This is a genomic window from Archangium minus, assembly GCF_044360475.1.
Lineage (GTDB): Bacteria > Myxococcota > Myxococcia > Myxococcales > Myxococcaceae > Archangium > Archangium minus.
In genome coordinates this window covers 1,084,452-1,105,453 of record NZ_CP043494.1, presented here as the reverse complement: position 1 = coordinate 1,105,453, position 21,002 = coordinate 1,084,452, and the positions used below count along the sequence as shown (strand labels likewise).

Here is a 21,002-nt window from a genome sequence, read left to right as displayed (position 1 = left end):
CGCACAGGGAGAGGGAAGACGCGTGAACGAGCGACCCGTCGTAGGCATCTCACTGGGAGACGTCTCCGGGATCGGCCCGGAAGTCACAGCGGAGGCTCTCTCCCTGCCCCGGGTACGCAAGTCGCTGCTGCCCGTCGTCTTCGGAGACGGGCCCACGCTGGCGCGCTTCCCTCTCTTCAAGAAGTACGCCCACACCACGCCCCAGACGCTGGCCCGCGCCACGGAGCCCACGGTCTGCGTGGTGACGGAGCTGGCGGAGAAGGACCGCGTGCTGGGGAAGCCCGCCCGCGCCGGAGGCCGCGCCCAATACGCTTACATCCAGGCGGCCATCGAGGCAGCGCGCGCCGGCAAGGTGGACGCCCTCTGCACGGCGCCCGTATCGAAGGAGCAGATCTCCCGAGCCGGCATTCCCTTCATGGGACACACGGAAGTCCTCGCGGAGGCGTTCGGCCGCGAGGTGCTGATGCTCATGGACGGCCCGCGGGTGCGCGTTGCGCTGGCGACGAACCACGTGCCGCTGTTGGAAGTCTCGCGGATGCTGACGGTGGAGCGGCTGGTGGGCCAGCTCCAGCTCTTGTCGCGAAGCCTGAAGCCGGTGGTAGGCCGGACGCCCCGGATTGGGGTGCTGAGCTTCAACCCCCACGCGGGCGAGGGCGGGCTGCTGGGCCGCGAGGAAGTGGAGGTCCTCACGCCAGCCATCAAGCGCGCGCGCCGGCTGCGGGTGGACGCGCACGGGCCGCTCGCAGCGGATGGGCTGTTCGCCCAGGTGGAGCGCTTCCCCTACGACGTGGTGCTGGCCATGTACCACGACCAGGGCCTCATCCCGGCGAAGGCCCTGGACTTCGAGCGAACGGTGAACGTGACGCTCGGACTGCCGGTACCGAGGACCTCGCCGGACCACGGCACGGCCTACAGCCTGGCCGGCACGGGCAAAGCGAGCAGCGTCCCCATGGTGGAGGCGCTGCTCAAGGCTGCCCAGCTGGCTGCGCGCTGAACCCGCTCAGTACGTGAACGGGAAGCGGACGGGCTCGCGGCTCTGCACCCGGTGCTGCGGGAACTTCCACGAGCGCACCTGCCCCTCGATGCAGCGAGCGAACGGCGTGCCCTTGAGGGCCTCCGTCTCCATGGCGACGTCGATAGCAGAGCCCGACGGCTGCACGCGCCAACGCACCACGAACTTGTCCTTGCCGGAGTCCGACATCCGCTCGGGCTCGTGCGTGTCGATGCAGGCGAGGATGGCCTCCTTGTGCGAGCTCACCACCTGCACGATGTCCGAGGTGGAGAGGGAATCGGGCACGTCCTTGCCGGGCTCGGGCGGCACATAGACGCTCCGACTGGAGCGCGGATCCTCCGGCGTGTGCTTCGGCGCCCCCTTCGCGAAGCCGAGCTCCCGCTCAAACTCCTGGTCGATCGAGTCATCGAAGTTGGTGGGGTCCACGGCCGGCGGGTTGTCATTCACCGCCGTACGCGGCTCCGTGCTGACAGGAGCCACGGGTGCAGGCGGAGGCTGCTGGCGGCGCTGCGAGGCCGACTCAGCGACCCGCGCGATGCGCTCCTCCGAGGCCGACGCGGCCACCACCACGGACTTCGGCTTCTCGTGCTGCGCCGGAGCGGCGACGACCTTCGACGCGACAACCTCGGGCTGAGGCGCCGGAGGCTGCGCCACTGGCGCCGCGGGCTGTACGACCGGAGCCGCCGCAACCACGGGCGCGGGGGCGGGAGCAGGCGGAGGCGTCTGGGCCACAATGGGAGCACTCGGCTGCGTGGCCGCCACAGGGGCCGGAATGGGCTGCGGAGCCACCGCGGTCACCTGCTCGGGTGCGCGACGCACCTGAGGCAGCAGCATCATCGCCCCCACGATGACGCCCGCGACCGCCGAGCCGATGAGCGCACCCGCCAGGAACATCCTCCCCCGCCGCACAGGCGCGAACGCCTCGGGAGGAACAGGAACGGCCATCATGGCGGGAACAAGGGGAGGGGCCATGGGCAGGCCCGGATACGGCGCAACCGGCACACCCACCTGGGGAGGAGGAACAGGAATCGGCCCCAGCAGCCCCCCCGTCGCCACGGGAGCCACCGGCGCCACCACGGGCTGCATGGGCGGAGCCACCGGCACCACGGGAGCCACCGGAACGGGAGCGCTCGGCGCATCCAACAAGGCCAGACGAGCCTCCTCCTTGGCCTGCTCCTTCTCCTCCTCCTGCTTGCGCAGCCACGTCTCTTCCTGCTGGACGAGCGAGTGCAGCGCGGAGACGACCTTCTTCTCCGAGCCGGGCTCCTTCGCACGAACCGAGGAGACACTCGCGTCCGCGGCCACCGTGGGCAGCCCTGAGATGGTCATCGCGGCGACGAGCTCGGGCACGTGGGACAGCGGCCTCCAGTTCGTCCACGCCTCACACCAGAAGAGGGTGTCAGGGTCGAACTCGCCCTGGTGCCACAGCTCGCGCAGCCGCTCCAGACGGAACGGGCCCGCCGGCTGCTCGTTGCGCTCCATGTACCAATCCATGGCGCCCACAGGCACGGGCGCGGTGACCGCTCCGCCAGCGATCTCCTCTGCCTGGACCGCCTCCAGCGTGGGCGGCCCGAAGAGCGCGCCATCGAAGATGGCATCCAGGTCATCCGGCCTCACTTCACGCAAGGCGGATTGGACGCTCGGTGGCGCCTCAGGCTCGGACAGAGACAGCTGCGGCGGTTGAGCCCCGCTGCCCGCACGAGAAATGGAATCGCCCTCGATGCTCGAATGGTTCCCGTCCACACGCCCTCCAACCGGCCCCCGCTGCCCAGACGTTGGGTCAGCACAGGCCTCAAGCTAAGGACGTCCGACGCCCCAGCTAGGATTCACATTCCTGGGTGTGAGTGGTTCTTTTCACTTTCGAGCGCTTCCCGAGAAGGAAAGTTCTGCTCTGGACGACACCAAATCCCTGGCAGGTCCAAACCCCTGGACAACCGGACTACGGCGTTTCCGATGATGGGCAAGAAAGGTGCGTGAGCAGCTCCGCGCCATCCCTCGCTGGGTCGATCAACACCACATCCAAGAACTCGCCGTTGCGCCGGAGCTGGACACTCACGAGCCCCACAGGGCAGTAACCGAGGCACCCGGTGAGGCTCACCCGGACAGACTCGGCACACCCCTGCGCGGCGAGCGTGTCGCGAATGCGGCGTGGCAGGTCTACACCCCCCGCGCTTGTCTCGAGCCGCAGCAGGCAGCGGTGACAGACCTGGGCCTGCGTTTCCTGTGAGCCCTCGTCACGCATGAAGCACCTCGGCACTACCCCTCCACATCCCGCGCACCCGCTCAAGAAATTGCTGGAACCCCAACACGGGGAACCCCCTGGCTGGCCGTTCCCGGAGCGAGCCTCCAGGCGGGCGCTGGCTCGAAAAACCGAGGGGCTGCCACAAAATCCAGAAGGCACCGGAGCCTCCCGCTGGCGCAAGTCCTCGTCTTTTGGGCCTTGCAACGGAGGCAACATCTGGCGTGGGGCTTGCTGTCCAGGGGCCTCTACGTCTTCAACTCAGGAGGACCAGGCGTGTCTCTCGTACGTGGAGTCTGCAGCGTTTGGGTCGCCGTTCTGCTGTGGGGTGCGGGGTGCGACGGTTCGCGGGACGAGCCCCCTCCGGAAGGCTTCGCCGGCGTGTTCCACTGGGAGGACAAGCCCGATGCCTACAACCTGTCCATCGAGCCGGGTGGACGGGTGCGCTGGTCGCACAGCGGCTGCGACACCTTCAGACAGGGACATGGACAATGGGAGGTGCGTGACGGAAAGCTGGTGCTGACCGGAGTGGGGGGTGGCTCCACGGTGACGCTGGAGCGCGCCACCGATTTCGATGGACTCATCGCCAACGGACCCGTGCTGGCCAGCGATGGCTCGCCCACGCAGCGCTGGCCCCGAGGCGGAGTCTGTGCGGTGTGCAAGAACCCCGATGGCGGACCCGTCCTGGGTCCCGTCGAGGTTCGCGCGTGCGACAACCCGACGCTCCCCTGACAGGAGCAGCGATGTCGGCTTGAGTCGTGCGCACCGCCTTGTGAGGATGACGGAACAACAACCTCTTCTGGCTGGAGAACCTGGATGGCCTCCTTCTTCGTCTCTGCTGGTGTCCATCGCGGCGCCCTCTGTCTCCTCCTCGGAGCGGGACTGCTCACCGGATGCGGACCCAGCGGCAGGTGTGATGGCACCGTGGGCGGCACGCTCATCCAGGGCGACATCGATGGCGACAGCTCGCTCACCATCCAACCTACGACCTTCAGCGTCAATCAGTCCGCGCACGTCCGGGGAGCGTGGCTCCAGCTCTCCTACGGAGAGGGCGCGCTGCGACTGCTGATGGAAATCAAGCTTCCGGCGGAGCAGGACACGACGGAGCTGCCCCTCGTCATGACCGAGGAGGAGTGGCGCCAGCGACCACCACAGAATGGCGCGGTGTCCATCTGGAAGCTCGAGTCGCCCGCGAACGCGCCAGCCCTGAGCGGCGGCACCATCACCGTGAAGCTCGCGGATGCCAACAACCTCGAGGGAAAGCTCAACGCACAGTTCGAGGACGGCTCTCGCCTCGAGTGCACCTATGACGTGCGCGGCAAGAACTTCGTACCGGGTGACGACCCCACCTACAACGGCCCGCCGTGAGTTGGGTGGGAGCCCGGGAACGACAAGGGGGATGGCTCGAACGGAGCCCTCCCCCTCACGTGCTTCAACGGTGGGCGCGGAGCCCTTCAGCGTAGTGCTGCAGCTGGCGCCGGGCGGCATCGAAGGCATCGTTCACAGCCTGGTAGGGGTCCTCGTGCGAGCTCTTCTCCGCGTGCTCGCGGTCGACCACGATGTTCTTACCGGGGACGTGCAGGTCCAGACGGACGTGGAAATGCTTGCCCTGCTGATGATGCCGGTGCGGCTCCTCTACCACCACGTGGCAGCCAGTGATGCCGTCGAAGAACTGCTCGAGCTTGTCCGCATTGTCGCGGATGTGCTCCGAGAGGGCATCGCTGGGGCTCATTCCACGGAAGGTGATCTGCAGGTTTCGCTTCATCTTCGCGCCTCTTGATTGGCTCACCGTTGGAGCCGTCGTGACGACCACTCTCCACTGCATACGGGAAGCCAACGCCTCTTCCCTCGGAAACCAGGGGGTTGGGCCCCGCAAATGGCGCAGCCTTTGCGGTAGCCCTCGCGGGGCACGCAGCCTTTGCGGTGGCCGCACACCGCGTCTGAGAACCCATACGGACAGGCAACCCGAGGGGCGACCAGGCGGGCACATGCTGCGGAGCGTCGAGGCGGTGCACACCCTGTGCGGTTGGAGGTGCGTGAGTGATTCGCATCGGCCCCGCGGGGTGGAGCTACGATGACTGGGCGGGAGTGGTGTACCCGAAGCCGAAGCCGAGGGGATTCGACCCATTGGCCTTCCTGGCGGAGTACTTCGACGCGCTGGAGCTGAACACCAGCTTCTACCGGCCCATCAGCCGCCGCAACGCGGAGCTCTGGGTGGAGCGCACGGACTTCAACCCGGACTTCCGCTTCACCGCGAAGCTGTGGCGGCGCTTCACCCACGAGCGCAACGCGGTGTGGACAGCCGACGAGGTGCGCCAGACACGCGAGGGGCTCGACACCCTTCACGATGCAGAGAGATTAGGGGCAGTGCTGGTGCAGTTCCCCTGGTCGTTCCGCAACAACGAGGAGAACCGGGACTGGCTGGACGAGATTGTGACCACGTTCTCCGACTGGCCGCTGGTGCTGGAGGTAAGGCACGAGTCCTGGAATGTCCCGGACGTGTTCGCGGAGCTGGCCGAGCGAGGCGTGGGCTTCGTAAACATCGACCAGCCGCTCTTCCATAACTCGATAGCGCCGAGCGCGCGGGCGACGTCGTCGGTGGGCTACGTGCGGGTGCACGGGCGCAACTACCGCAACTGGTTCAGCAAAACGGCGAACGCGATGGAGCGCTACGACTACCTGTACTCGGCGAAGGAGCTGAAGCCCTGGGCCGAGCGCACGAAGGAGATCGCCGAGCACCCGCGCGTGAGTGATGTGTATGTGGTCACCAACAACCACGTGCGAGGCAAGGGCATCGCCAACGCGATGATGCTGCAAACGATGCTCACGGGCCGGAAGGTGCACGCTCCAGAGACGCTGGTGCGTGAGTACCGCGATACGCTCGGGCCCTACGTGCTGCCGCCGGGGGAAGAGGCTCCCGAACCACCCGGCGCGAGCCCCCCGGGCTGAGAGGCGCGAGACTTCAAACCTCGATGAATTTGGCGCCGGTGATGCCCTCTTCTTCCATGGCTTGCTTGACGCGCTCAGAGACGATGAGGACCACCTTCCAGCCCCAGGGGCGGAAGATGTTGGCCTTCCCAATCTTCGCCGGATCCACCTTCAGCCCTCGAACATTCCTGTATCCGCCCAGCTTGTCCGGGCGGTTGTCCTCCGGTAGCCAGTAGAAAACCTCCTCACACTTGGCATCGTCGATGCAGCGGATGACGTACAAGGTATTGAGGATGAACCAGGGCTCCGTCTGTCCCTCCACCTCCACGGCGATGAACTGGACCTCCTTCTGGATACCCAGACGTTCAAAGAGTGAGACAACCCGGCGGTGAACGACGGGAACCCCCATGGAACAAAGGGTGAAGTCCAGGGCAACACCCGCAAGCTTCAAGGGAAAGCGGATCAACCCCTCAATATCGAGAACTCTTCCCTCGTTGAACCGCCAGGTGTCGATCCACACACCCCGACCATCAACAGGCATCTTCAAATGCCAACGCCCTGGGATATACACGTCGTCGTATAGCTCGTAATACTTCATTTGTGCTGTCACGATCTCCTCGTGGCAAGCTTGTTGAGTGTGGAGCCGGGCGTACACACTTCCCCAGCAATCCTGTCGAGTTCATCCACGAGCTTGGCTCGACAATCAGCCCCAGGCCTACAGAACTCAAGCACCTCCCTCAGTCGTTTGAAGATTTCGCTGTGATACTCCTCGGGATGCGGCCCCTTGTGGCCTCGTAAATAAACGATGTTCGCGGGATCCTCTAGGCTCATTCCCGCCCGTTCGAAGAGTTCCTCGAACCGTGGCGTCCAGGGGCCACCATTGCTCTCGGACTTGTCGTTCTTGTTGGTGCACAGGTGGTGAGCGTGGTTGTCATCCGCCTTTGACCCAGCACACGCCCCTGTCGTCCGTGCCAAGGACGCCGCAGTGGTGATTGCGGAGACGGTTGTGCTCGCTGACACGCCCATGAACACCACCGTGCCGTCCGCCACGCTCACCCGCGCGCGAGTCCCCGCGCTCACCTTGAAGCCTCCCCGCCCTCCCGCGAAGGCGAAGCGTGGAGGTGACAGCCGCGCCCACAGCCCGCCCGGGGGGACCTCCGGCAGTCCCCTGGCCAGCTTCGCTCCCGCCACCGTTACCAGCACGCGCAACCCCACTCCCCCAAGCGTCTTGCCGAAGCGCTCTGCCACCGCCTCCAACTGCGCCTGCGTCCTCGCGGCCTCCGCCTCCCGGTACAGGTGCAGGCACGCCAGCCCCACGGCGTAGAGTTCCGCCGCCGTGTAGGTCATCATCAACCCGAGGGTGACCGCAGCGGCCAACGCCTTGGAGAAGAAGGGCTCGGGAGCCGCCCAGGCCATCATGTAGAGCATCATCGACAGGCCCACCGACAGCAGCACGGCGGGCGAACTGAACATCTCCACGGCGGCTTCGCGTACCCCGTCGCCCATGTAGCGCGGCGAGAGCGCGAGCGCCTGAAACCACCTGGCCCTCTCCAACGAGCCCGGCAGCTCTACCTGTGCAGGCCCATACAGCGCCTCGTACGCCTCACGGCCCCGCCTCTCCAATGCTGGCGGGGTATGTGGCGACAGCAGGGACATCATGCCCACCACCTCCCTTCTCGGGCTAGCCTTCTTCCCCCTCGTCCCTGCCCTTCCCACCCACCCGAACTCTTCCTCCAGAGCCACCACCACCTCCCGCGCCTCCTCCAGCGTCCACAGGGCCAGAGCTGGCTCCGCTTCCAGCGCCTTGAAGCCAAGTCTCACTCCAATCCCCTCATCTCCGCGGTATTCGTCCACCCGCACCGGCTCCAACATCCGCAGCCGTGATTGGCCTTCGGACGGGGTTGCCCACACCAGAAGCGGTAGCAACAGCCACGGGCAAAGGGCGGAGATGACTCGCGAGTTCATGACCGGCTCCGGCGGCCCCTGGTCATTCAGGGGCGTCGAAGGCCATTGTCCATCCCCAGGTAACAGAGAGCCAGAACCAGCCGGATCCCATGAGGGAGTCCCCACCTGGACGGAGACTCGGATCGCACTCGCGGAAGAACACCCGGCACACTCGGTCCCCACGGTCTCGTGCCAGTAGCTTGTCGGTGTACCCCACCGTAGAGGGTGGACCAGAGGGATGACGCCCCAGGTGGTCCTTCCGTGGGGAATCGAGACCCGCGTAGAACCCGGTCCGAGTGTCGAGTCAGGTTCGAGGAAGAACTCAACAAGAGCGCAGGACAGATGCCCGCCCGGCTCTCGGCTCAACACGCCCACTACGAGGCAATCATGACCGCGCAGATGAAGTACTACGAACTCTACGACGACAAGTACATTCCAGGGCGATGGCACGTAAGGATGCCTCGTGATGATGAGGAAGGCCGCGAAGAATTGTTCGACGTCTGGCGATTCAACGAAGGCCGGGTCCTGAACATTGAAAAGCCAATTCGCTTGTCCGTGGAACCGCCGGGCATTCCGCTCGAGTTCTCTCACGCGCTGGGGATTCCCATCGTCCACCGCCGGGTCGTCGCGCCGTTCGAGCGGCTGGGGCTCCAGAAGGAGGTTCAGTTCATCCCCGTCGAGGTGGAGGGACAGACGGAGCCCTGGTTCATCCTCAATGCCCTGCAAATCATCCGGTGCATCGATGATGCCCGGTGTGAGGAAGTGCTCTACTGGCTGCCGGAGGACAACCGCCCGGACAAGTTGGGCGGGTATCGGAACGTTCGAGGCCTGAAGGTGGATCCGGAGAAGATTGGAGAGGCCCACATCTTCCGCCCTTGGGGTTGGAAGGTCGTCCTCATCGTCTCCGAACACCTCAAACGAGCCATGGAGGATGAGGGCATCACTGGCATCAAATTCCTCGATGTCTGACCGGCAAGCAGAGACAAGCCATGAACACCCTGAACAGCTACTTCGATTTCATGGATGACATGAGCACCCCGGGACGCTGGCACTTGAGGAGCCCTGTCGATGCCCGGGGACAAAGGGTTGATCCCTGGCAGTTCAAGAAAGGACAACCCCTCGATATCGAAGGAGTCATTCGATTTCCCGTAAATCCAACTGGAATCGCGCTCGAGTTCACTCTCGCGTCTTTCCTCATCCCAGTGGTCCACCGACGGGTCGTCGCGCTGTTCGAGCGGCTGGGGCTCCAGAAGGAGGTTCAGTTCATCCCCGTCGAGGTGGAGGGACAGACGGAGCCCTGGTTCACCCTCAATGTCCTGCAAATCATCCGGTGCATCGATGACGCCCGGTGTGAGGAAGTGCTCTACTGGCTGCCGGAGGACAACCGCCCGGACAAGCTGGGCCAATACCGCAACGTCGCGGGGCTGAAGGTGGACCCTGCGAAGATTGGAGACGCCCACATCTTCCGCCCCTGGGGCTGGAAGGTCGTCCTCATCGTCTCCGAGCACGTCAAGCGGGCCCTGGAGCAAGAGGGCATCACCGGCATCAAATTCCTCGAGGTCTGACGGGCGGGTAGAGTCGCCATCCACGGAACCACTCATGCAAACACGTCTCCTTCTCGCATTCTGCGTGTGGCTGTGGGTGCCTGCTTCCGCCCAGGCCGCTCCGCCCACAACCGAATCGCGACTCCATGTGTTGGAAGCCGTGGCAGTGAGCGGATACCAAGGCGATGAGGGACAGGGACTGAGGCTCAGCTTCAAGCCGCTCGGACCGAACCCGGCTCTATCCTTGTTCACGCTGGAGGACGCTCGCGAGGTGGTGGCGGCGCTGGGGAACCGCTCGCCACCCAGGAAGACCCGCCCGACCGCGATAATCGCAGGCGGCCTGCTTGGGCCACCATCAGACTACCGGCGCTCAGACCTGGAGAGTCGCACGCGCGAGGAATACGAGGTGCTGTATGGGCCTGCCCTGGTGGAGTTGCCGGGCTCGCTGGAGAGCGCCAGGTGGTTTCAGGCACTCGCGCTCTCCCCACGCTATATGGGCGACGGGGTCCGCGAGGCCGCCGTGGAGATGTTCAGTTCGCCCGCCGTGCTGCTGTCGGTGGGCCTGTCGATGATGCTCTACATGATGGCCTGGGCGGCTCCCGAGCCCTTCTTCTCCAAGGCGTTGGCCGCTGCGGTCACCCTCGGGTTGATGATGACCTACACGGCGGCGGAACTCTACGCCGTGGGGCTGGCGTGCCTGCACCTGTACCGGGAGGCGGAGGCCGCGAGGACGCAGGCGCAGTTGGAGGCGGTGGCCGAGCGCTTCGGCAAGGCGCTTGGGGGAGTGGGGCTGCGCGTGCTGGTGACGGTGGCGGGAGCGAAGCTGGCCAGGGGGCTTCCAGAGGTTCCCCCGGGCGGGCTGTGGGCGCGGCTGTCACCTCCGCGCTTCGCCTTCGCGGGAGGGCGGGGAGGCTTCAAGGTGAGCGAGGGGACGCGCGCGCGGGTGAGCGTGGCGGACGGTACGGTGGTGCTCATGGGCGTGTCGGCGAGCACGACCGTCTCCGCGGTCACGGCGGCGGCTTCCTCTGCTCGGACGACGGGCGCGTGTGCCGAATCGAGGAAGGATGGCCACCACGCCCACCACCTTGCCACCAACAAGAACGACAAATCCGAGAGCCGTGGTGGCCCCTGGACGCCGGAGTTCGAGGAACTCTTCGCACTCGCGGGAATGAGCCTCGAGGACCCGGCGAACATCGTCTACCTGCGAGACCACAAAGGGCCCCATCCCGAGGTGTACCACAGCGAGATCTTCAGGCGACTCAGGGATGCGCTCAAGAATTGTAAGAATCAGGTCGATTGTCGAGCCGGGCTCGTGAGAGCGCTCAATGAGATCGCAAGCGAGGTATGTGCGCCGGGCTCCAAGCTCAACAAGCTCGTCACGAGGAAACCATGACCGCTCGGATGAAATATTACGAACTCTACGATGACAAGTACATTCCAGGGCGATGGCACGTGAGAATGCCTCGCAATGATGAGGACGGACGGGAAGAGCTGTTTGACGTCTGGCGATTCAACGAGGGCCGGGTTCTGAACATCAGAAATCCGATTCGCTTGTCCGTGAAGCCGGAGGGTATTCCGATCGAGTTCTCTCATGCTCTGGGGATTCCCGTCGTCCACCACCGGGTCGTCTCGCTGTTCGAGCGTCTGGGCCTGCGGAGGGAAGTCCAATTCATCCCCGTGGAGGTGGAGGGACAGACGGAGCCCTGGTTCATCCTCAATGCCCTGCAAATCATCCGGTGCATCGACGACGCCCGGAGTGAGGAGGTGTTCTATTGGAGACCGGAAGACGGTCAGCCAGACAGGGTGGGTGAATACAAGAACGTTCGAGGCCTGAAGGTGGACCCCACGAAGATCGGAGAGGCCCACATCTTCCGGCCCTGGGGCTGGCCAGTGGTCCTCATCGTCTCCGAGCACGTCAAGCAAGCCATGGAAGAAGAGGGCATCACCGGCATCAAGTTCCTCGAGGTCTGACGGGCGGGCGGCGTCGTGCCCCTCGTGCGAACAGCGCGAGGAACACCTGGGAGCACGCCCGGCTCACACAGGGCGAATCGCGTCACTGCCTGGCGAGAATGCGTCCTTCACCATCGACGGCGTACTCCGCACCTCCGTCAGTGATGATGGCGCCAGGGGCACATCGCGACAGGTCTGGAGTAAAGCGAACGAAGAAGATGTTGTTGTCGTTCGGCTGCCAGGCAGACACTTAAAACGTCTCTCGAAGGGATAGGCACCGCGCCACGGGATCGTCTCCCTTCCGAGGTGCCGTTCCGGGCGGCAGGAAGTCATTCATGGCCGCTGCCAGCGCCACAACCATGGGTCCCTCAAGGTGGGCACCCTTCTCATATGAATTGGGGAACTTCACCTTGGTAGCCACTTTCGGAGGTACCCACTCCGCCTTCTTGTACAAGCCATATCCGAAGAGCGAACAACCCGGCAGGCTCATCAGACAAAAAGGAACAACAAAGAAAACCCGTTTCATGAGTATCCCTCCCATGGCTCGTCTCACACGAAACCCGGGCTGTGGGTCCCCCCGGGTTCCTCACGTACTCTTCGCCAAGCCTCAGTCACTGGAACAGAATCAGCGCATCACGGCTGGTGGGTCGTCCCCACCGTCTCTCCTCGGAGGAACCGTTCCACGGCGTGGAGCACGTCACGGTCAGACATGAGCTCCACGTGCTCGGCGGAGCTGTCCAAACGCTGATAGGAAATGGGCAGCTCGGGCAGCGCTCGCGCGGACTGCACCGAGCCATCTCCATCCGCACGCGGTGGGTTCTTCAGGTCGAGCTTCCCGTTCACCATCCGCATCCCGCTCACCGAGGGCCGCCCCGTTCCCACCACCACGAGCGTCTCGAAGGCAGGCGAAGGCAGCCCAGGTCGCGGCGAGAGCGCCTCGCGGAACTCCCGGTGCGCGTCCAGCATCCGCACGAGCTGCGCCCGGTAGGCCTCGTCCTCGCGCAGCGCCGGGTCCGCGAAGGGTCCCCAGCCCTCCTTCAACCAGACGGCCGGGTCAAAGGCATCCACCTCCACCGGCCTGCCCTCCGCGTCCACGAAGAAGTCGCTGCGCGTGGGCAGCATCTGGAACGCCGAGGCGAAGGTGAAGAGCGCCTCGGGTGCCATCAGCGCCCGGTTGCGCATCGTCTCCGTGCCCACCTGCAAATCATCGAACATGCCCGGGCCCCCGCCAAACGGCGTGCCGATGATGGCCACGCGCTTCACGTGCTCCGCTCCAGCCCATGGCCTCTCGCCAGTCCGTGCACCACCGTGGAGCAGGCAGTGCATCGTCACCAGCCCGCCCATGCTGTGGGCCACGATGTTCACCTTGCGCCGCCCTCCCCCTTCCGCCACGAGCTGCTCGATGCGCGCGCACAGCGCTCCGGCGCTCTCGCGGATGTCCCGCCGCCAGTCATAGGAGAACGGGACGAAGCCCGGCAGGTGGTCCCGACCAAACTCCATGAACGAGCGGTACGCGTCCACTGACACGAAGAGCGCCGACAGCTGGGTGAGCGGTCCATCCGGACGCAGGGAACCGTAGGTCGGCACGGGCCGCTGCCCCGGGAAGGGAATCGCCAGTGTCTTCTCCCCCCGCGAGAGCGCCTGTCCCACCGTGAGCCAGGCGCGCTCGGGCTCCGGGCCCTCGGTGACGAGGAAGCTGCCGCGGTAGCCGGGCACGAGAATCGTGACCTCCTCCCCCGTGGGCGGTGGAACGGTGACTCGGGCAACAGAGCAGCCGGCGAGGACCGACCCCAGCAGGAGCAACAGGAAGCGCGCGCGATAGAGAGTCTTCATGGCGCGCAGCTTCCGGGGGAAGGCCCACGCTCGCAAGCCTCCTGCCTCTCCGCCAGGCAGCCAAGTACCCGGGCCCCAGAAAACCTGTCACCGTCCGCTGACGCTCGCCAACACCGTTCGCACTTTGGGGCAAGGAGGTACCCCATGTCGAACGACCCTTTGGAGAAGCTGCACCAGCGCGAGCGGCAACAAGAGCGGGAGCGGTTGCGCGAGCTGGAGGCCAAGGACCTGGAGGTGGAGGCAAAGCGCGGCCCACGCCCGCTCGAGGGCTTCGCCGGGGGCCACACCACGTGGACTGGCAAACAGGACGATGAGGCGGCTTCAGAGGTGCATGCCCACGACGCGCGGGACGCCTGGGAGGCGAGCGAAGAGCAGGTGGCGCGCCTCTCGCCTGACGATGAAGCTCCCGCGCGCACGGACGAGGAGTAGCCTCACACCGCGAGTCGCAACGGCCGCAGCACGCCGCGGAAGCGCCGATCTCCACCCACGGCGAAGTTGCGCGTGGCGCCCAGCTTGTCGAGCAGCGGGAGGGCCGCCAACATCAACCGCGGCAACAGCCCCGTGCCCACCAGGAATCGCGCCTGCCGCGTCTGGATGGTCTGGATGTCGGAGACCTCGGGCAGCCGCTCGCCCTGCACGCGCGCGGCGGCGGCATCCAGCGCCTCGGGCGAGCCTTCCGCGGCGAGCACGGGGAACAAGTGGTTCGCAGCCACGAGTGCGTCGCGCAGGGCCACGTTCACGCCCTGTCCTCCCACGGGGGACATGGGGTGCGCCGCGTCCCCGATGAGCAGCAGCCCCGGCGCCGTCCAGTGCACGAGCCGATCGCAGATGACATCCAAGAGGAACGGGTGGCTCACCGCGCCCCGGTGGGCGAGCAGGTGCGCGCCCAATTCCGGCCGCACCGCCCGGGACAACGCCTCCACCCATGCCTCCACGCCCAGCCCGCGCAGCTCCTTGAACTTCCCCTTCCGCATGCTCCAGCCAAGCTGCAGCATCCCGTCATAGGAGGGAAAAGCCAGACACAGGCCGCCGAGGGTGGTGGCGTGAATCTCCGCCTCGCCCGGCCGCCAGAAGGCGGGAACAGGCACCTTGCACCAGAGGATGTCGAAGGACTGCGGCGTGCGATCCTCGTGCAGGCCCGCCTTGCGGCGCAGCACCGAGTTGCGCCCGTCCGTGCCGATGACAAAGTCCGCGCGCAGCTCCTCCTCGTGCCCGTCCCGCTCCACGCGCACGCCCACCACGCGCCCGCCTTCACGCACCACGTCCCGAACCGCCACGCCGCGCTCCAGGCGGAAGTGCGGGAAGCGCCCCGCCTCCTCCACCAGCATCTCCAACAACGCCGGCTGGCTCACGATGCGCACCGTGTTGTCGCGGGCCTGCTCGGGCACGTCCACTGACAGCAGCTTCCGCGAGCCCCGCCACACGGAGACCGCCGCCATCCTCACGGACGGCAGCGCGTCGAAGCGCGCGCCCAGCCCCATCTGGCGCAGCACGTCCTGGCCGCTCGGCTGGAAGCCTTCGCCGCGGAACTCGCGCGAGAAGTCCCGTTGGCGCTCCAGCAGGTGCACCGGCACACCCCGGCTCGCGAGGATGTACGCGAGGGCCGCGCCCGCCGGTCCCGCTCCCACGATGAGTACCCGCTTCATGACTTCCCTCCTGGTTGGGCCGGCGTGAGCAGCCGACGTATGGCATCCACGACACGGTCCGCGTGCTCTCGCATGGCCGCGTCGTCGAGCTGCTCCCAGTGCTCGAGCAGCCATTGATCTCCCGCACTGTCGAGGGCGCGCACCCAGGCACCGAGCAACGCCTCGGGCACGTCCTCGCGAATGACGCCCAGCTCGCGGCCTCGCACGAGTAACCCACGCATGAGGGCCTGGCCCCGCTCGATGAGGACCGCCATCGGCCCGCTCTCGCGCAGGTGCGGCGGCAGCGTCCACACGGCTCGCGCCACGCCCATCATCCAGGGGTGCTGGCGCAAGAGACCGAACTGACGCTGGTAGAGGGCACGCAGGTGCTCCCAGAAGGTGTCGGCCCGCAGCACCTCCGGCCGCAGCGCATCCTCGACCATCAAGTGCTCCCAACAGTGCAGCAGCACCGCGAGGAACAGGTCCGCCTTGTCGTCGAAGTAGTAGTAGGCCGCGCCCTTGCTCAGCTCCGCCTTCTCCAGGATGCGGTTGAGCGACGCCCCCTCGTAGCCGAGCGCACCGAACTCGCGCGCCGCCACCTCCAGGATGTGGGCGCGACGCTCGGGTGGAAGCTTCTCGAAACGCGGACGGGGCATGGCGGCGGGCACCTCGGGCCGATGGGTAGACCGGGAGTACGAACCCTCTGGTTAGACCAAGTAGTCTGAACGCTCGGTCCACGCAAGTCCGCCTGCGGTCAAAGGAAGCCAGACTCCCAGGCAATTTGAATTTCCAGTTAAATCGAATCCTACCGCCTTGCTGGATTCCCAAGGATTGAGATAACGACGGATGTCCCTGTCCCAGGAGGCGAGCCCATGCTCACCCACCCGCTGACCCGCGTCCGTTCCCTGCTGCTGCTGACCGCCTTATTGCCCACCCTGGCCTGGTCGCAGGGCCTGCGCTTCACCACCCTGGACATCGGACAGGGGGACGCGGCGGTGCTCATCGCGCCGGGGGGCTGCGTGGCGCTGTTCGACGGCGGCCCCACGGGCTCGGGGGCCACCATCAAGGCCTACCTGAAGTCGTTGGGGGTGACGAACATCGACATGGTCTTCGTCTCGCACATGCATGCCGACCACATGGGCGGCATCGACGAAGTAGACGTAGGGACGGACGCGGTCTCCATCGATGCGGTGTACGACCACGGGGGCAGGTACGACTCAGCCACGTATGACGACTACGTCAGCCACTTCAACGGTCGGCGCTTCACGGCGATTCGGGGACAGACCTTCTCGCTCTGCGGCGAGGTGACGCTCACCGTCGTGGCAGCCAACGGCAACGGCATCTCCAGCGCGGATGAGAACGCCAAGTCCGTGGCGGTGAAGGTGTCGTATGGCGAGTTCGACGCCCTGGTGGGAGGCGACCTCACTGGCAGCCCGGACATTGAGTCCACCCTCCTCAATGACGTGGGAGAGCTCGAGCTGTACAAGGTGCACCACCACGGCTCGCGCAGCTCGTCCAACGACTCGTTCCTGGACGCGACGAAGCCCACGGTGTCCTTCATCTCCGTGGGCAAGGACAACACCTACGGCCACCCGACGCAGGAGTGCTTGGATCGACTGACGGCGCGCGCCTCGGACATCTGGCTGACGGAGGATCCGGCCACGAACAAGGTTCGGGGTCACATCGAGCTGAGCTCCGCGGATGGAAGCACCTTCGTGGTGAAGCAGGGCACCGTGAACGTCTCGTACGCCTCGAAGGGCCCGGACCTTCAGCCGCCTTCCGCGCCTGGTGCGCTGGTGGCCAGCGCCGTGTCCTCTACGGAGATCGACCTGTCCTGGAATGCCTCCACGGACAACGTGAAGGTGACGGGATACCGGGTGTATCGGAGCATCAACGGCGGCACCTTCACGTCAGCAGGCACCACGAGCACCCCGGGCTTCGCGGACCTGGGCCTGACGCCCGGCACCACGTACGCGTACCTGGTGACGGCCGTGGACGCGGCAGGCAACGAGTCCACCGCGAGCAGTGCCTCCACGCGCACGCCCGCGCCGGGCATCACCGTCACCCGGCCCAACGGTGGCGAGAGCTGGGCGGGGGGCCGGGCGCAGAACATCACCTGGACGGCCCGGGACATCTCCAACGTGAAGCTGGAGTACTCGCTCGACAACGGCACCACGTGGACAGTGATTGCCAGCAGCGTGGCCGCGTCCACGGGCAGCTATGCGTGGACAGTCCCGAGCACGGCCAGCACGGCGGCCCGGGTGCGCGTGAAGGACGCCTTCGGCACGGACTGGGACATGAGCGATGGCCCCTTCACCATCAACATGGTCAACAGCCCGGCGAAGGTCATCCTCAATGAGATCCTGGCCAACGAGCCCGGCAGCGCCACGGACAGCGAGTTCGTGGAGCTGGTGAACGTGGGCGGCGCGTCCATCGACATCAGTGGTTGGACCCTGTCGGACGCGACGTCCGTGCGGCACACCTTCGCCGCGGGGACGGTGCTCGGCGCGGGCAAGGCCATCGTGGTGTTCGGCGGCTCGAGCGGGATTCCCGCCGGGACGACCAACGCCGTGGTTGCATCCACCGGCACGCTCAGCCTCAACAACGGCGGCGACACGGTGACGGTGAAGACTTCTTCCGCCAAGGCCGCGACGACCATCGACACGGTCACCTACACGAGCGCGCTGGCCGGCCAGGACGGCGTGTCGATGAACCGCAGCCCCGACGCGAGCGCCACGGGAAGCTTCGTGCTCCACACGAGCCTCTCGTCGCGGAGCGCATCACCGGGTACACGCGTGAGTGGCGTCGGCTTCTAGCCCATCCCTGTGGCGCTCATGTCCAACACCGACAGGTGCCGTCACTCCATCCCAGCCATGGCACCCCCACCCTCGTGCCCGGCCCGAGAATGCGCGCCCGCTCACCTGCCTTCACCACCGTGCCGACGATTTCGTGCCCCAGCACCAGCGGCAACCGGGGGCGCGTCAGCTCTCCGTCCATCACGTGCAGGTCCGTGCGGCACACCGCGCACGCATGCACTTTCAGTAGGAGTTGCTCGGGACCCGGCTCAGGAACCTGCCGCTCCTCCAACTGGAGCAGCTGACCTGGAGCGTGGAGCACCATGGCACGCATGGGGGCTCACCAAGAGGAGCGCGTCCGGCACGGGCTCACCAGCCCCACACCCACCATCCGGCACCCACCCCGTCCCGCACCGGAAACCCACTCTCGTCCGTGCCGGGCACGCATCTAGAACCTAGGTACGTTCCAGCCGGGCACCACCCCCCCTTGAGGGATGCCCGGCCGTCGAGCCGCCAGGAGGAGAGGCGCTCGAAGTGCCTCTTGCGGCTCAGATCTGAATGCCGGCGACCAGCCCCGGCCACACCTGCACGCGGACGTCATCCGAGTAGAAGACCCGACCCTGCTTGAAGCGGTCCGTCCCCGACGGCGCCTCGCCCTCCCAGGTGACGAGGGTGTTGGCCGTCACGCCACCGAAGATGGCGAAGTGCTTGAACGGCTGGAAGCCGGCCACCAGGCGCAGCTGGCCCAGCAGGTTGTGGCTGGAGTCGATGAACGCGCCCTCGTGCAGGGAGCTGGCCAACGCGTCCAGGTCGAAGAAGAAGAAACCAACGGGGATGTGGCCGCCGAAGCCGATGCCCGACGACCAGAGGCGCGGCTCGCCATCGAGGGGGGGCCGCATGCCCACGGTCAGCAGCGTGTGGAAGTACTTGCCGCCGAACTTCAGCGCCACGTTCGCCATGGCCATCTCGCTCACCCAGGCCTGCACGTGGTGCTGGCCGTTGCCCACGATGCTCAACACGCCGAGGTTGACGCCCTCCGCCTCACCCGCCACGTTGAGGATGCCGAGCTGCAACCCCTTCATCCGCCGCGCGATGTTGACGATGCCCACCTGCGCGCCGCTCACGTCCCCGCCGATGTTGAGGATGGAGATCTGGGCACCCTCGAGACGGCTCGCGATGCTCAGGCCCGACGACGTCTGCACGCCCACCATGTCCGGGGCGATGTTGAGTCCCACCGCAGCCTGAAGACCCCGGGTCTCTCCCGCCGCGATGTTGACACCCGTGGAGAGCTGCGCGCCCACCATCTCCCCAGCAACCACGTTGGCGGCCAGCGACGCCTGCCAGCCCCGCATGGAGCCACCCGCCACGTTCACGCCCAGCGCCATCTGCGCGCCCCTCACCTGGCCGGCGTAGTTGGCGCCCATCGCCAGCGCGGCCCCGCTCGACTCCCGGTCCATCCAGTTGCCCACCATGGCCATGGCCAGGCCGTCCACCCGCCCCGCATTCGTGGTGAGCAGGCCGAGCGAGAGGCTGTTCACCACATTGCCGCTCGAGAACCCATTGGTGCTGAGCCCCCCCAGGATGGAGAGGTTCACGGGCTTGTAGACCTCCTGCACGGGCTGCACCGGAACAGACTGGGCGGCCTCGGCCGGAGCGGGCAGCGGAGCCTCGGGAGCCGACTCCTGAGCACCCGCCGAGAACGACACCATCGCCGCCATGACACCTGCACACACCGAGACCGAGCGCTTCATCGCGTAACCCTCTTTTTTCGTCATGAACCTTTCGGCGACTGGAACACCGGGGTGACGCGGAACTGTCACCTGCTACTTTCGGGTGCATGCTGACGCGCACCATTCCGAAGAGCGGTGAGAAGCTGCCCGTCATCGGGCTCGGGACCTGGCAGACATTCGACGTGGGGCCTTCCCCCGGCGACCGAAAAGACCAGAAAGAGGTGCTGAAGCGTTTCCTCGCAGCCGGCGCCCGGGTCATCGACTCCTCTCCCATGTACGGCCGCGCCGAGACCGTGGTGGGGGACCTGCTCCGGGAGCTCGGCGAGGAGCGCACGCCCTTCCTGGCCACCAAGGTGTGGACCAGTGGCCGCGAGGCCGGCGTGGAGCAGATGCGCGACTCGCTGCGCAAGATGGGCCACGGGCAGTTGGACTTGATGCAGGTGCACAACCTCGTGGACGTGCGCACGCACCTGGCCACCCTGCGCGAGTGGAAGAAGGCCGGGCGCATCCGCTACCTCGGCGTCACCCACTACCTGCGCAGCGCCTTCGACGACCTAGAGAAGCTCATCCGCGAGGAGTCGCTGGATTTCGTTCAGCTGCCCTACTCCATCGCGATGCGCGACGCGGAGCAGCGGCTGCTACCCGCGGCCGCCGAGCACGGCACCGCGGTACTGGTCATGCGCCCCTTCGAGAGCGGGGAGCTCTTCCGGCGGGTGAAGGGCAAGTCGCTGCCGCCCTGGGCCGCCGACTTCGACTGCAAGAGCTGGGCGGAGTTCTTCCTCAAGTACATCCTGGGACACCCGGCGGTGACGTGTCCCATTCCCGCCACCAGCAACCCGCGCCACCTCGAGGACAACCTCCGCGCGGGCACCGGGCGCCTGCCTGATACGAAGACGCGGGCCCGCATGGTGGAGTTCCTCGGCCTGTAGCCGCGCGACTCAGTAGAAGCGCAGCGAGGTGGTGACGTTGTCGAAGCCGGGAGGCATCGTGGGGCTGCTGGTCGGCGCCGCGAAGGAGGCTCCCGTGCAGTTGGCACCGTCGTAGAAGATCGTCCCACAGTTGGCGAGGCGGAAGGAGGACGTCAGGTTGTCCGAGGCCGCCGGAAGGTTGATGCACTGGCCCACGACCCCCGTCACCGGAAAGGGGTTGAGCGCCGGCGCTGCGAAGTTGGTGCTATCCAGCAGGTACGCATAGCACGTGGCCATCACGTGCACTCCCGGCTCTCCAGCCGCCTCCTCGGGAGCCACCTCGGAGGAATCCGTGTCGAGGCTCGGGTCGCTCCTGCCACACGCAACCAGCGACAGAGTGCACAGCGCCATCAGGGACAAGCGAAGCGTCTTCATCGGCTCGACTCCAAGGCTCCTGGATGGATCATTCCTCCAGGCTCACTTGAAGTATGAAT

Annotated in this window: 22 protein-coding genes; 11 read left to right on the top strand and 11 right to left on the bottom strand. The window is 66.3% G+C overall.

The window, feature by feature from the left end; translation table 11 throughout:
- Positions 1–22 precede the first annotated feature (22 nt).
- Positions 23–994 (top strand): 4-hydroxythreonine-4-phosphate dehydrogenase PdxA, encoded by a 972-nt coding sequence (pdxA, locus tag F0U60_RS04715; protein WP_395814497.1) that lies wholly within the window; start codon positions 23–25, stop codon positions 992–994.
- 6 nt (positions 995–1,000) lie between these two features.
- Here pdxA and F0U60_RS04710 read toward each other — a convergent pair whose 3' ends face one another.
- Positions 1,001–2,755 carry a GYF domain-containing protein gene (locus F0U60_RS04710; RefSeq protein WP_395814494.1) on the bottom strand — a complete coding sequence of 585 codons (1,755 nt, stop codon included), beginning with the start codon at positions 2,753–2,755 and terminating at the stop codon, positions 1,001–1,003.
- Positions 2,756–2,951: 196 nt separating this feature from the next.
- Positions 2,952–3,254: a hypothetical protein gene (locus tag F0U60_RS04705; RefSeq protein ID WP_395814491.1), complete on the bottom strand. Its 303-nt coding sequence runs from the start codon at positions 3,252–3,254 to the stop codon at positions 2,952–2,954.
- Positions 3,255–3,527: 273 nt separating this feature from the next.
- On the opposite strand from F0U60_RS04705, the gene F0U60_RS04700 reads away from it, so the two are divergent.
- Positions 3,528–3,983, top strand: a complete 456-nt coding sequence (locus tag F0U60_RS04700) for a hypothetical protein (RefSeq protein WP_395814488.1) — start codon at positions 3,528–3,530, stop codon at positions 3,981–3,983.
- An 84-nt stretch (positions 3,984–4,067) separates the two neighbouring features.
- Positions 4,068–4,619, top strand: a complete 552-nt coding sequence (locus tag F0U60_RS04695; protein ID WP_395814485.1) for a hypothetical protein — start codon at positions 4,068–4,070, stop codon at positions 4,617–4,619.
- 64 nt (positions 4,620–4,683) lie between these two features.
- On the opposite strand, the gene F0U60_RS04690 is transcribed toward F0U60_RS04695, so the two are convergent.
- Positions 4,684–5,016, bottom strand: a complete 333-nt coding sequence (locus tag F0U60_RS04690) for an HPF/RaiA family ribosome-associated protein (RefSeq protein ID WP_395814482.1) — start codon at positions 5,014–5,016, stop codon at positions 4,684–4,686.
- A gap of 275 nt (positions 5,017–5,291) precedes the next feature.
- Between F0U60_RS04690 and F0U60_RS04685 the strand changes: the two genes are divergently transcribed.
- Positions 5,292–6,200: a DUF72 domain-containing protein gene (locus F0U60_RS04685; RefSeq protein ID WP_395814479.1), complete on the top strand. Its 909-nt coding sequence runs from the start codon at positions 5,292–5,294 to the stop codon at positions 6,198–6,200.
- Between the two features lie 13 nt (positions 6,201–6,213).
- Here F0U60_RS04685 and F0U60_RS04680 read toward each other — a convergent pair whose 3' ends face one another.
- Together F0U60_RS04680 and F0U60_RS04675 are read right to left on the bottom strand one after the other, a co-directional pair.
- On the bottom strand, positions 6,214–6,777 hold the full coding sequence (locus tag F0U60_RS04680; protein ID WP_395814476.1) for an imm11 family protein: 564 nt from the start codon (positions 6,775–6,777) through the stop codon (positions 6,214–6,216).
- 8 nt (positions 6,778–6,785) lie between these two features.
- The gene (locus tag F0U60_RS04675; protein ID WP_395814473.1) at positions 6,786–8,144 is read right to left on the bottom strand and encodes an AHH domain-containing protein; all 1,359 of its coding nucleotides are present in this window, start codon (positions 8,142–8,144) and stop codon (positions 6,786–6,788) included.
- A 366-nt stretch (positions 8,145–8,510) separates the two neighbouring features.
- Between F0U60_RS04675 and F0U60_RS04670 the strand changes: the two genes are divergently transcribed.
- From F0U60_RS04670 to F0U60_RS04655, 4 genes are all read left to right on the top strand, one after another.
- Positions 8,511–9,092 carry an imm11 family protein gene (locus F0U60_RS04670; protein WP_395814470.1) on the top strand — a complete coding sequence of 194 codons (582 nt, stop codon included), beginning with the start codon at positions 8,511–8,513 and terminating at the stop codon, positions 9,090–9,092.
- A gap of 20 nt (positions 9,093–9,112) precedes the next feature.
- Positions 9,113–9,688, top strand: coding sequence for an imm11 family protein (locus tag F0U60_RS04665; RefSeq protein WP_395814467.1), 576 nt, complete (start codon positions 9,113–9,115; stop codon positions 9,686–9,688).
- Positions 9,689–9,833: 145 nt separating this feature from the next.
- Entirely contained in the window at positions 9,834–11,060 is a 1,227-nt protein-coding gene (locus F0U60_RS04660) for an AHH domain-containing protein (RefSeq protein ID WP_395814464.1), read from the top strand.
- Positions 11,057–11,638 carry an imm11 family protein gene (locus F0U60_RS04655; RefSeq protein WP_395814461.1) on the top strand — a complete coding sequence of 194 codons (582 nt, stop codon included), beginning with the start codon at positions 11,057–11,059 and terminating at the stop codon, positions 11,636–11,638. The genes F0U60_RS04660 and F0U60_RS04655 overlap by 4 nt, the downstream gene beginning before the upstream one ends.
- Positions 11,639–12,250: 612 nt before the next feature.
- On the opposite strand, the gene F0U60_RS04650 is transcribed toward F0U60_RS04655, so the two are convergent.
- Positions 12,251–13,450 carry a lipase family alpha/beta hydrolase gene (locus F0U60_RS04650; RefSeq protein ID WP_395814458.1) on the bottom strand — a complete coding sequence of 400 codons (1,200 nt, stop codon included), beginning with the start codon at positions 13,448–13,450 and terminating at the stop codon, positions 12,251–12,253.
- Between the two features lie 144 nt (positions 13,451–13,594).
- Here F0U60_RS04650 and F0U60_RS04645 point away from each other — a divergent pair, with 144 nt between their 5' ends.
- On the top strand, positions 13,595–13,879 hold the full coding sequence (locus F0U60_RS04645) for a hypothetical protein (protein WP_395814455.1): 285 nt from the start codon (positions 13,595–13,597) through the stop codon (positions 13,877–13,879).
- A 2-nt stretch (positions 13,880–13,881) separates the two neighbouring features.
- Here F0U60_RS04645 and F0U60_RS04640 read toward each other — a convergent pair whose 3' ends face one another.
- Together F0U60_RS04640 and F0U60_RS04635 are read right to left on the bottom strand one after the other, a co-directional pair.
- Positions 13,882–15,096, bottom strand: coding sequence for an FAD-dependent monooxygenase (locus F0U60_RS04640; RefSeq protein WP_395814452.1), 1,215 nt, complete (start codon positions 15,094–15,096; stop codon positions 13,882–13,884).
- A complete protein-coding gene (locus F0U60_RS04635) occupies positions 15,093–15,731 on the bottom strand; it encodes a TetR/AcrR family transcriptional regulator (RefSeq protein WP_395814449.1) in 639 nt (212 codons plus the stop codon). The genes F0U60_RS04640 and F0U60_RS04635 overlap by 4 nt, the downstream gene beginning before the upstream one ends.
- A gap of 216 nt (positions 15,732–15,947) precedes the next feature.
- Between F0U60_RS04635 and F0U60_RS04630 the strand changes: the two genes are divergently transcribed.
- Complete coding sequence (locus F0U60_RS04630; protein WP_395814446.1) at positions 15,948–17,891, top strand: lamin tail domain-containing protein; 1,944 nt, start codon at positions 15,948–15,950, stop codon at positions 17,889–17,891.
- Positions 17,892–17,907: 16 nt separating this feature from the next.
- On the opposite strand, the gene F0U60_RS04625 is transcribed toward F0U60_RS04630, so the two are convergent.
- Both F0U60_RS04625 and F0U60_RS04620 read right to left on the bottom strand, forming a co-directional pair.
- Positions 17,908–18,204, bottom strand: coding sequence for an alcohol dehydrogenase catalytic domain-containing protein (locus tag F0U60_RS04625; protein ID WP_395814443.1), 297 nt, complete (start codon positions 18,202–18,204; stop codon positions 17,908–17,910).
- A 214-nt stretch (positions 18,205–18,418) separates the two neighbouring features.
- Positions 18,419–19,621, bottom strand: a complete 1,203-nt coding sequence (locus F0U60_RS04620) for an LA_2272 family surface repeat-containing protein (protein WP_395814440.1) — start codon at positions 19,619–19,621, stop codon at positions 18,419–18,421.
- An 86-nt stretch (positions 19,622–19,707) separates the two neighbouring features.
- Between F0U60_RS04620 and F0U60_RS04615 the strand changes: the two genes are divergently transcribed.
- A complete protein-coding gene (locus F0U60_RS04615; protein ID WP_395814437.1) occupies positions 19,708–20,529 on the top strand; it encodes an aldo/keto reductase in 822 nt (273 codons plus the stop codon).
- A 9-nt stretch (positions 20,530–20,538) separates the two neighbouring features.
- On the opposite strand, the gene F0U60_RS04610 is transcribed toward F0U60_RS04615, so the two are convergent.
- Positions 20,539–20,943: a hypothetical protein gene (locus F0U60_RS04610; RefSeq protein ID WP_395814434.1), complete on the bottom strand. Its 405-nt coding sequence runs from the start codon at positions 20,941–20,943 to the stop codon at positions 20,539–20,541.
- Between the last annotated feature and the right edge of the window lie 59 nt (positions 20,944–21,002).

Bases quoted from the DNA above. Each gene is read 5' to 3' on its own strand.
- F0U60_RS04705 (WP_395814491.1), bottom strand. From the start codon at position 3,254: ATGCGTGACGAGGGCTCACAGGAAACGCAGGCCCAGGTCTGTCACCGC.
- F0U60_RS04695 (WP_395814485.1), top strand. From the start codon at position 4,068: ATGGCCTCCTTCTTCGTCTCTGCTGGTGTCCATCGCGGCGCCCTCTGT.
- F0U60_RS04690 (WP_395814482.1), bottom strand. From the start codon at position 5,016: ATGAAGCGAAACCTGCAGATCACCTTCCGTGGAATGAGCCCCAGCGAT.
- F0U60_RS04680 (WP_395814476.1), bottom strand. From the start codon at position 6,777: ATGAAGTATTACGAGCTATACGACGACGTGTATATCCCAGGGCGTTGG.
- F0U60_RS04675 (WP_395814473.1), bottom strand. From the start codon at position 8,144: ATGAACTCGCGAGTCATCTCCGCCCTTTGCCCGTGGCTGTTGCTACCG.
- F0U60_RS04670 (WP_395814470.1), top strand. From the start codon at position 8,511: ATGACCGCGCAGATGAAGTACTACGAACTCTACGACGACAAGTACATT.
- F0U60_RS04665 (WP_395814467.1), top strand. From the start codon at position 9,113: ATGAACACCCTGAACAGCTACTTCGATTTCATGGATGACATGAGCACC.
- F0U60_RS04655 (WP_395814461.1), top strand. From the start codon at position 11,057: ATGACCGCTCGGATGAAATATTACGAACTCTACGATGACAAGTACATT.
- F0U60_RS04650 (WP_395814458.1), bottom strand. From the start codon at position 13,450: ATGAAGACTCTCTATCGCGCGCGCTTCCTGTTGCTCCTGCTGGGGTCG.
- F0U60_RS04645 (WP_395814455.1), top strand. From the start codon at position 13,595: ATGTCGAACGACCCTTTGGAGAAGCTGCACCAGCGCGAGCGGCAACAA.
- F0U60_RS04640 (WP_395814452.1), bottom strand. From the start codon at position 15,096: ATGAAGCGGGTACTCATCGTGGGAGCGGGACCGGCGGGCGCGGCCCTC.
- F0U60_RS04635 (WP_395814449.1), bottom strand. From the start codon at position 15,731: ATGCCCCGTCCGCGTTTCGAGAAGCTTCCACCCGAGCGTCGCGCCCAC.
- F0U60_RS04630 (WP_395814446.1), top strand. From the start codon at position 15,948: ATGCTCACCCACCCGCTGACCCGCGTCCGTTCCCTGCTGCTGCTGACC.
- F0U60_RS04625 (WP_395814443.1), bottom strand. From the start codon at position 18,204: ATGCGTGCCATGGTGCTCCACGCTCCAGGTCAGCTGCTCCAGTTGGAG.
- F0U60_RS04620 (WP_395814440.1), bottom strand. From the start codon at position 19,621: ATGAAGCGCTCGGTCTCGGTGTGTGCAGGTGTCATGGCGGCGATGGTG.
- F0U60_RS04615 (WP_395814437.1), top strand. From the start codon at position 19,708: ATGCTGACGCGCACCATTCCGAAGAGCGGTGAGAAGCTGCCCGTCATC.
- F0U60_RS04610 (WP_395814434.1), bottom strand. From the start codon at position 20,943: ATGAAGACGCTTCGCTTGTCCCTGATGGCGCTGTGCACTCTGTCGCTG.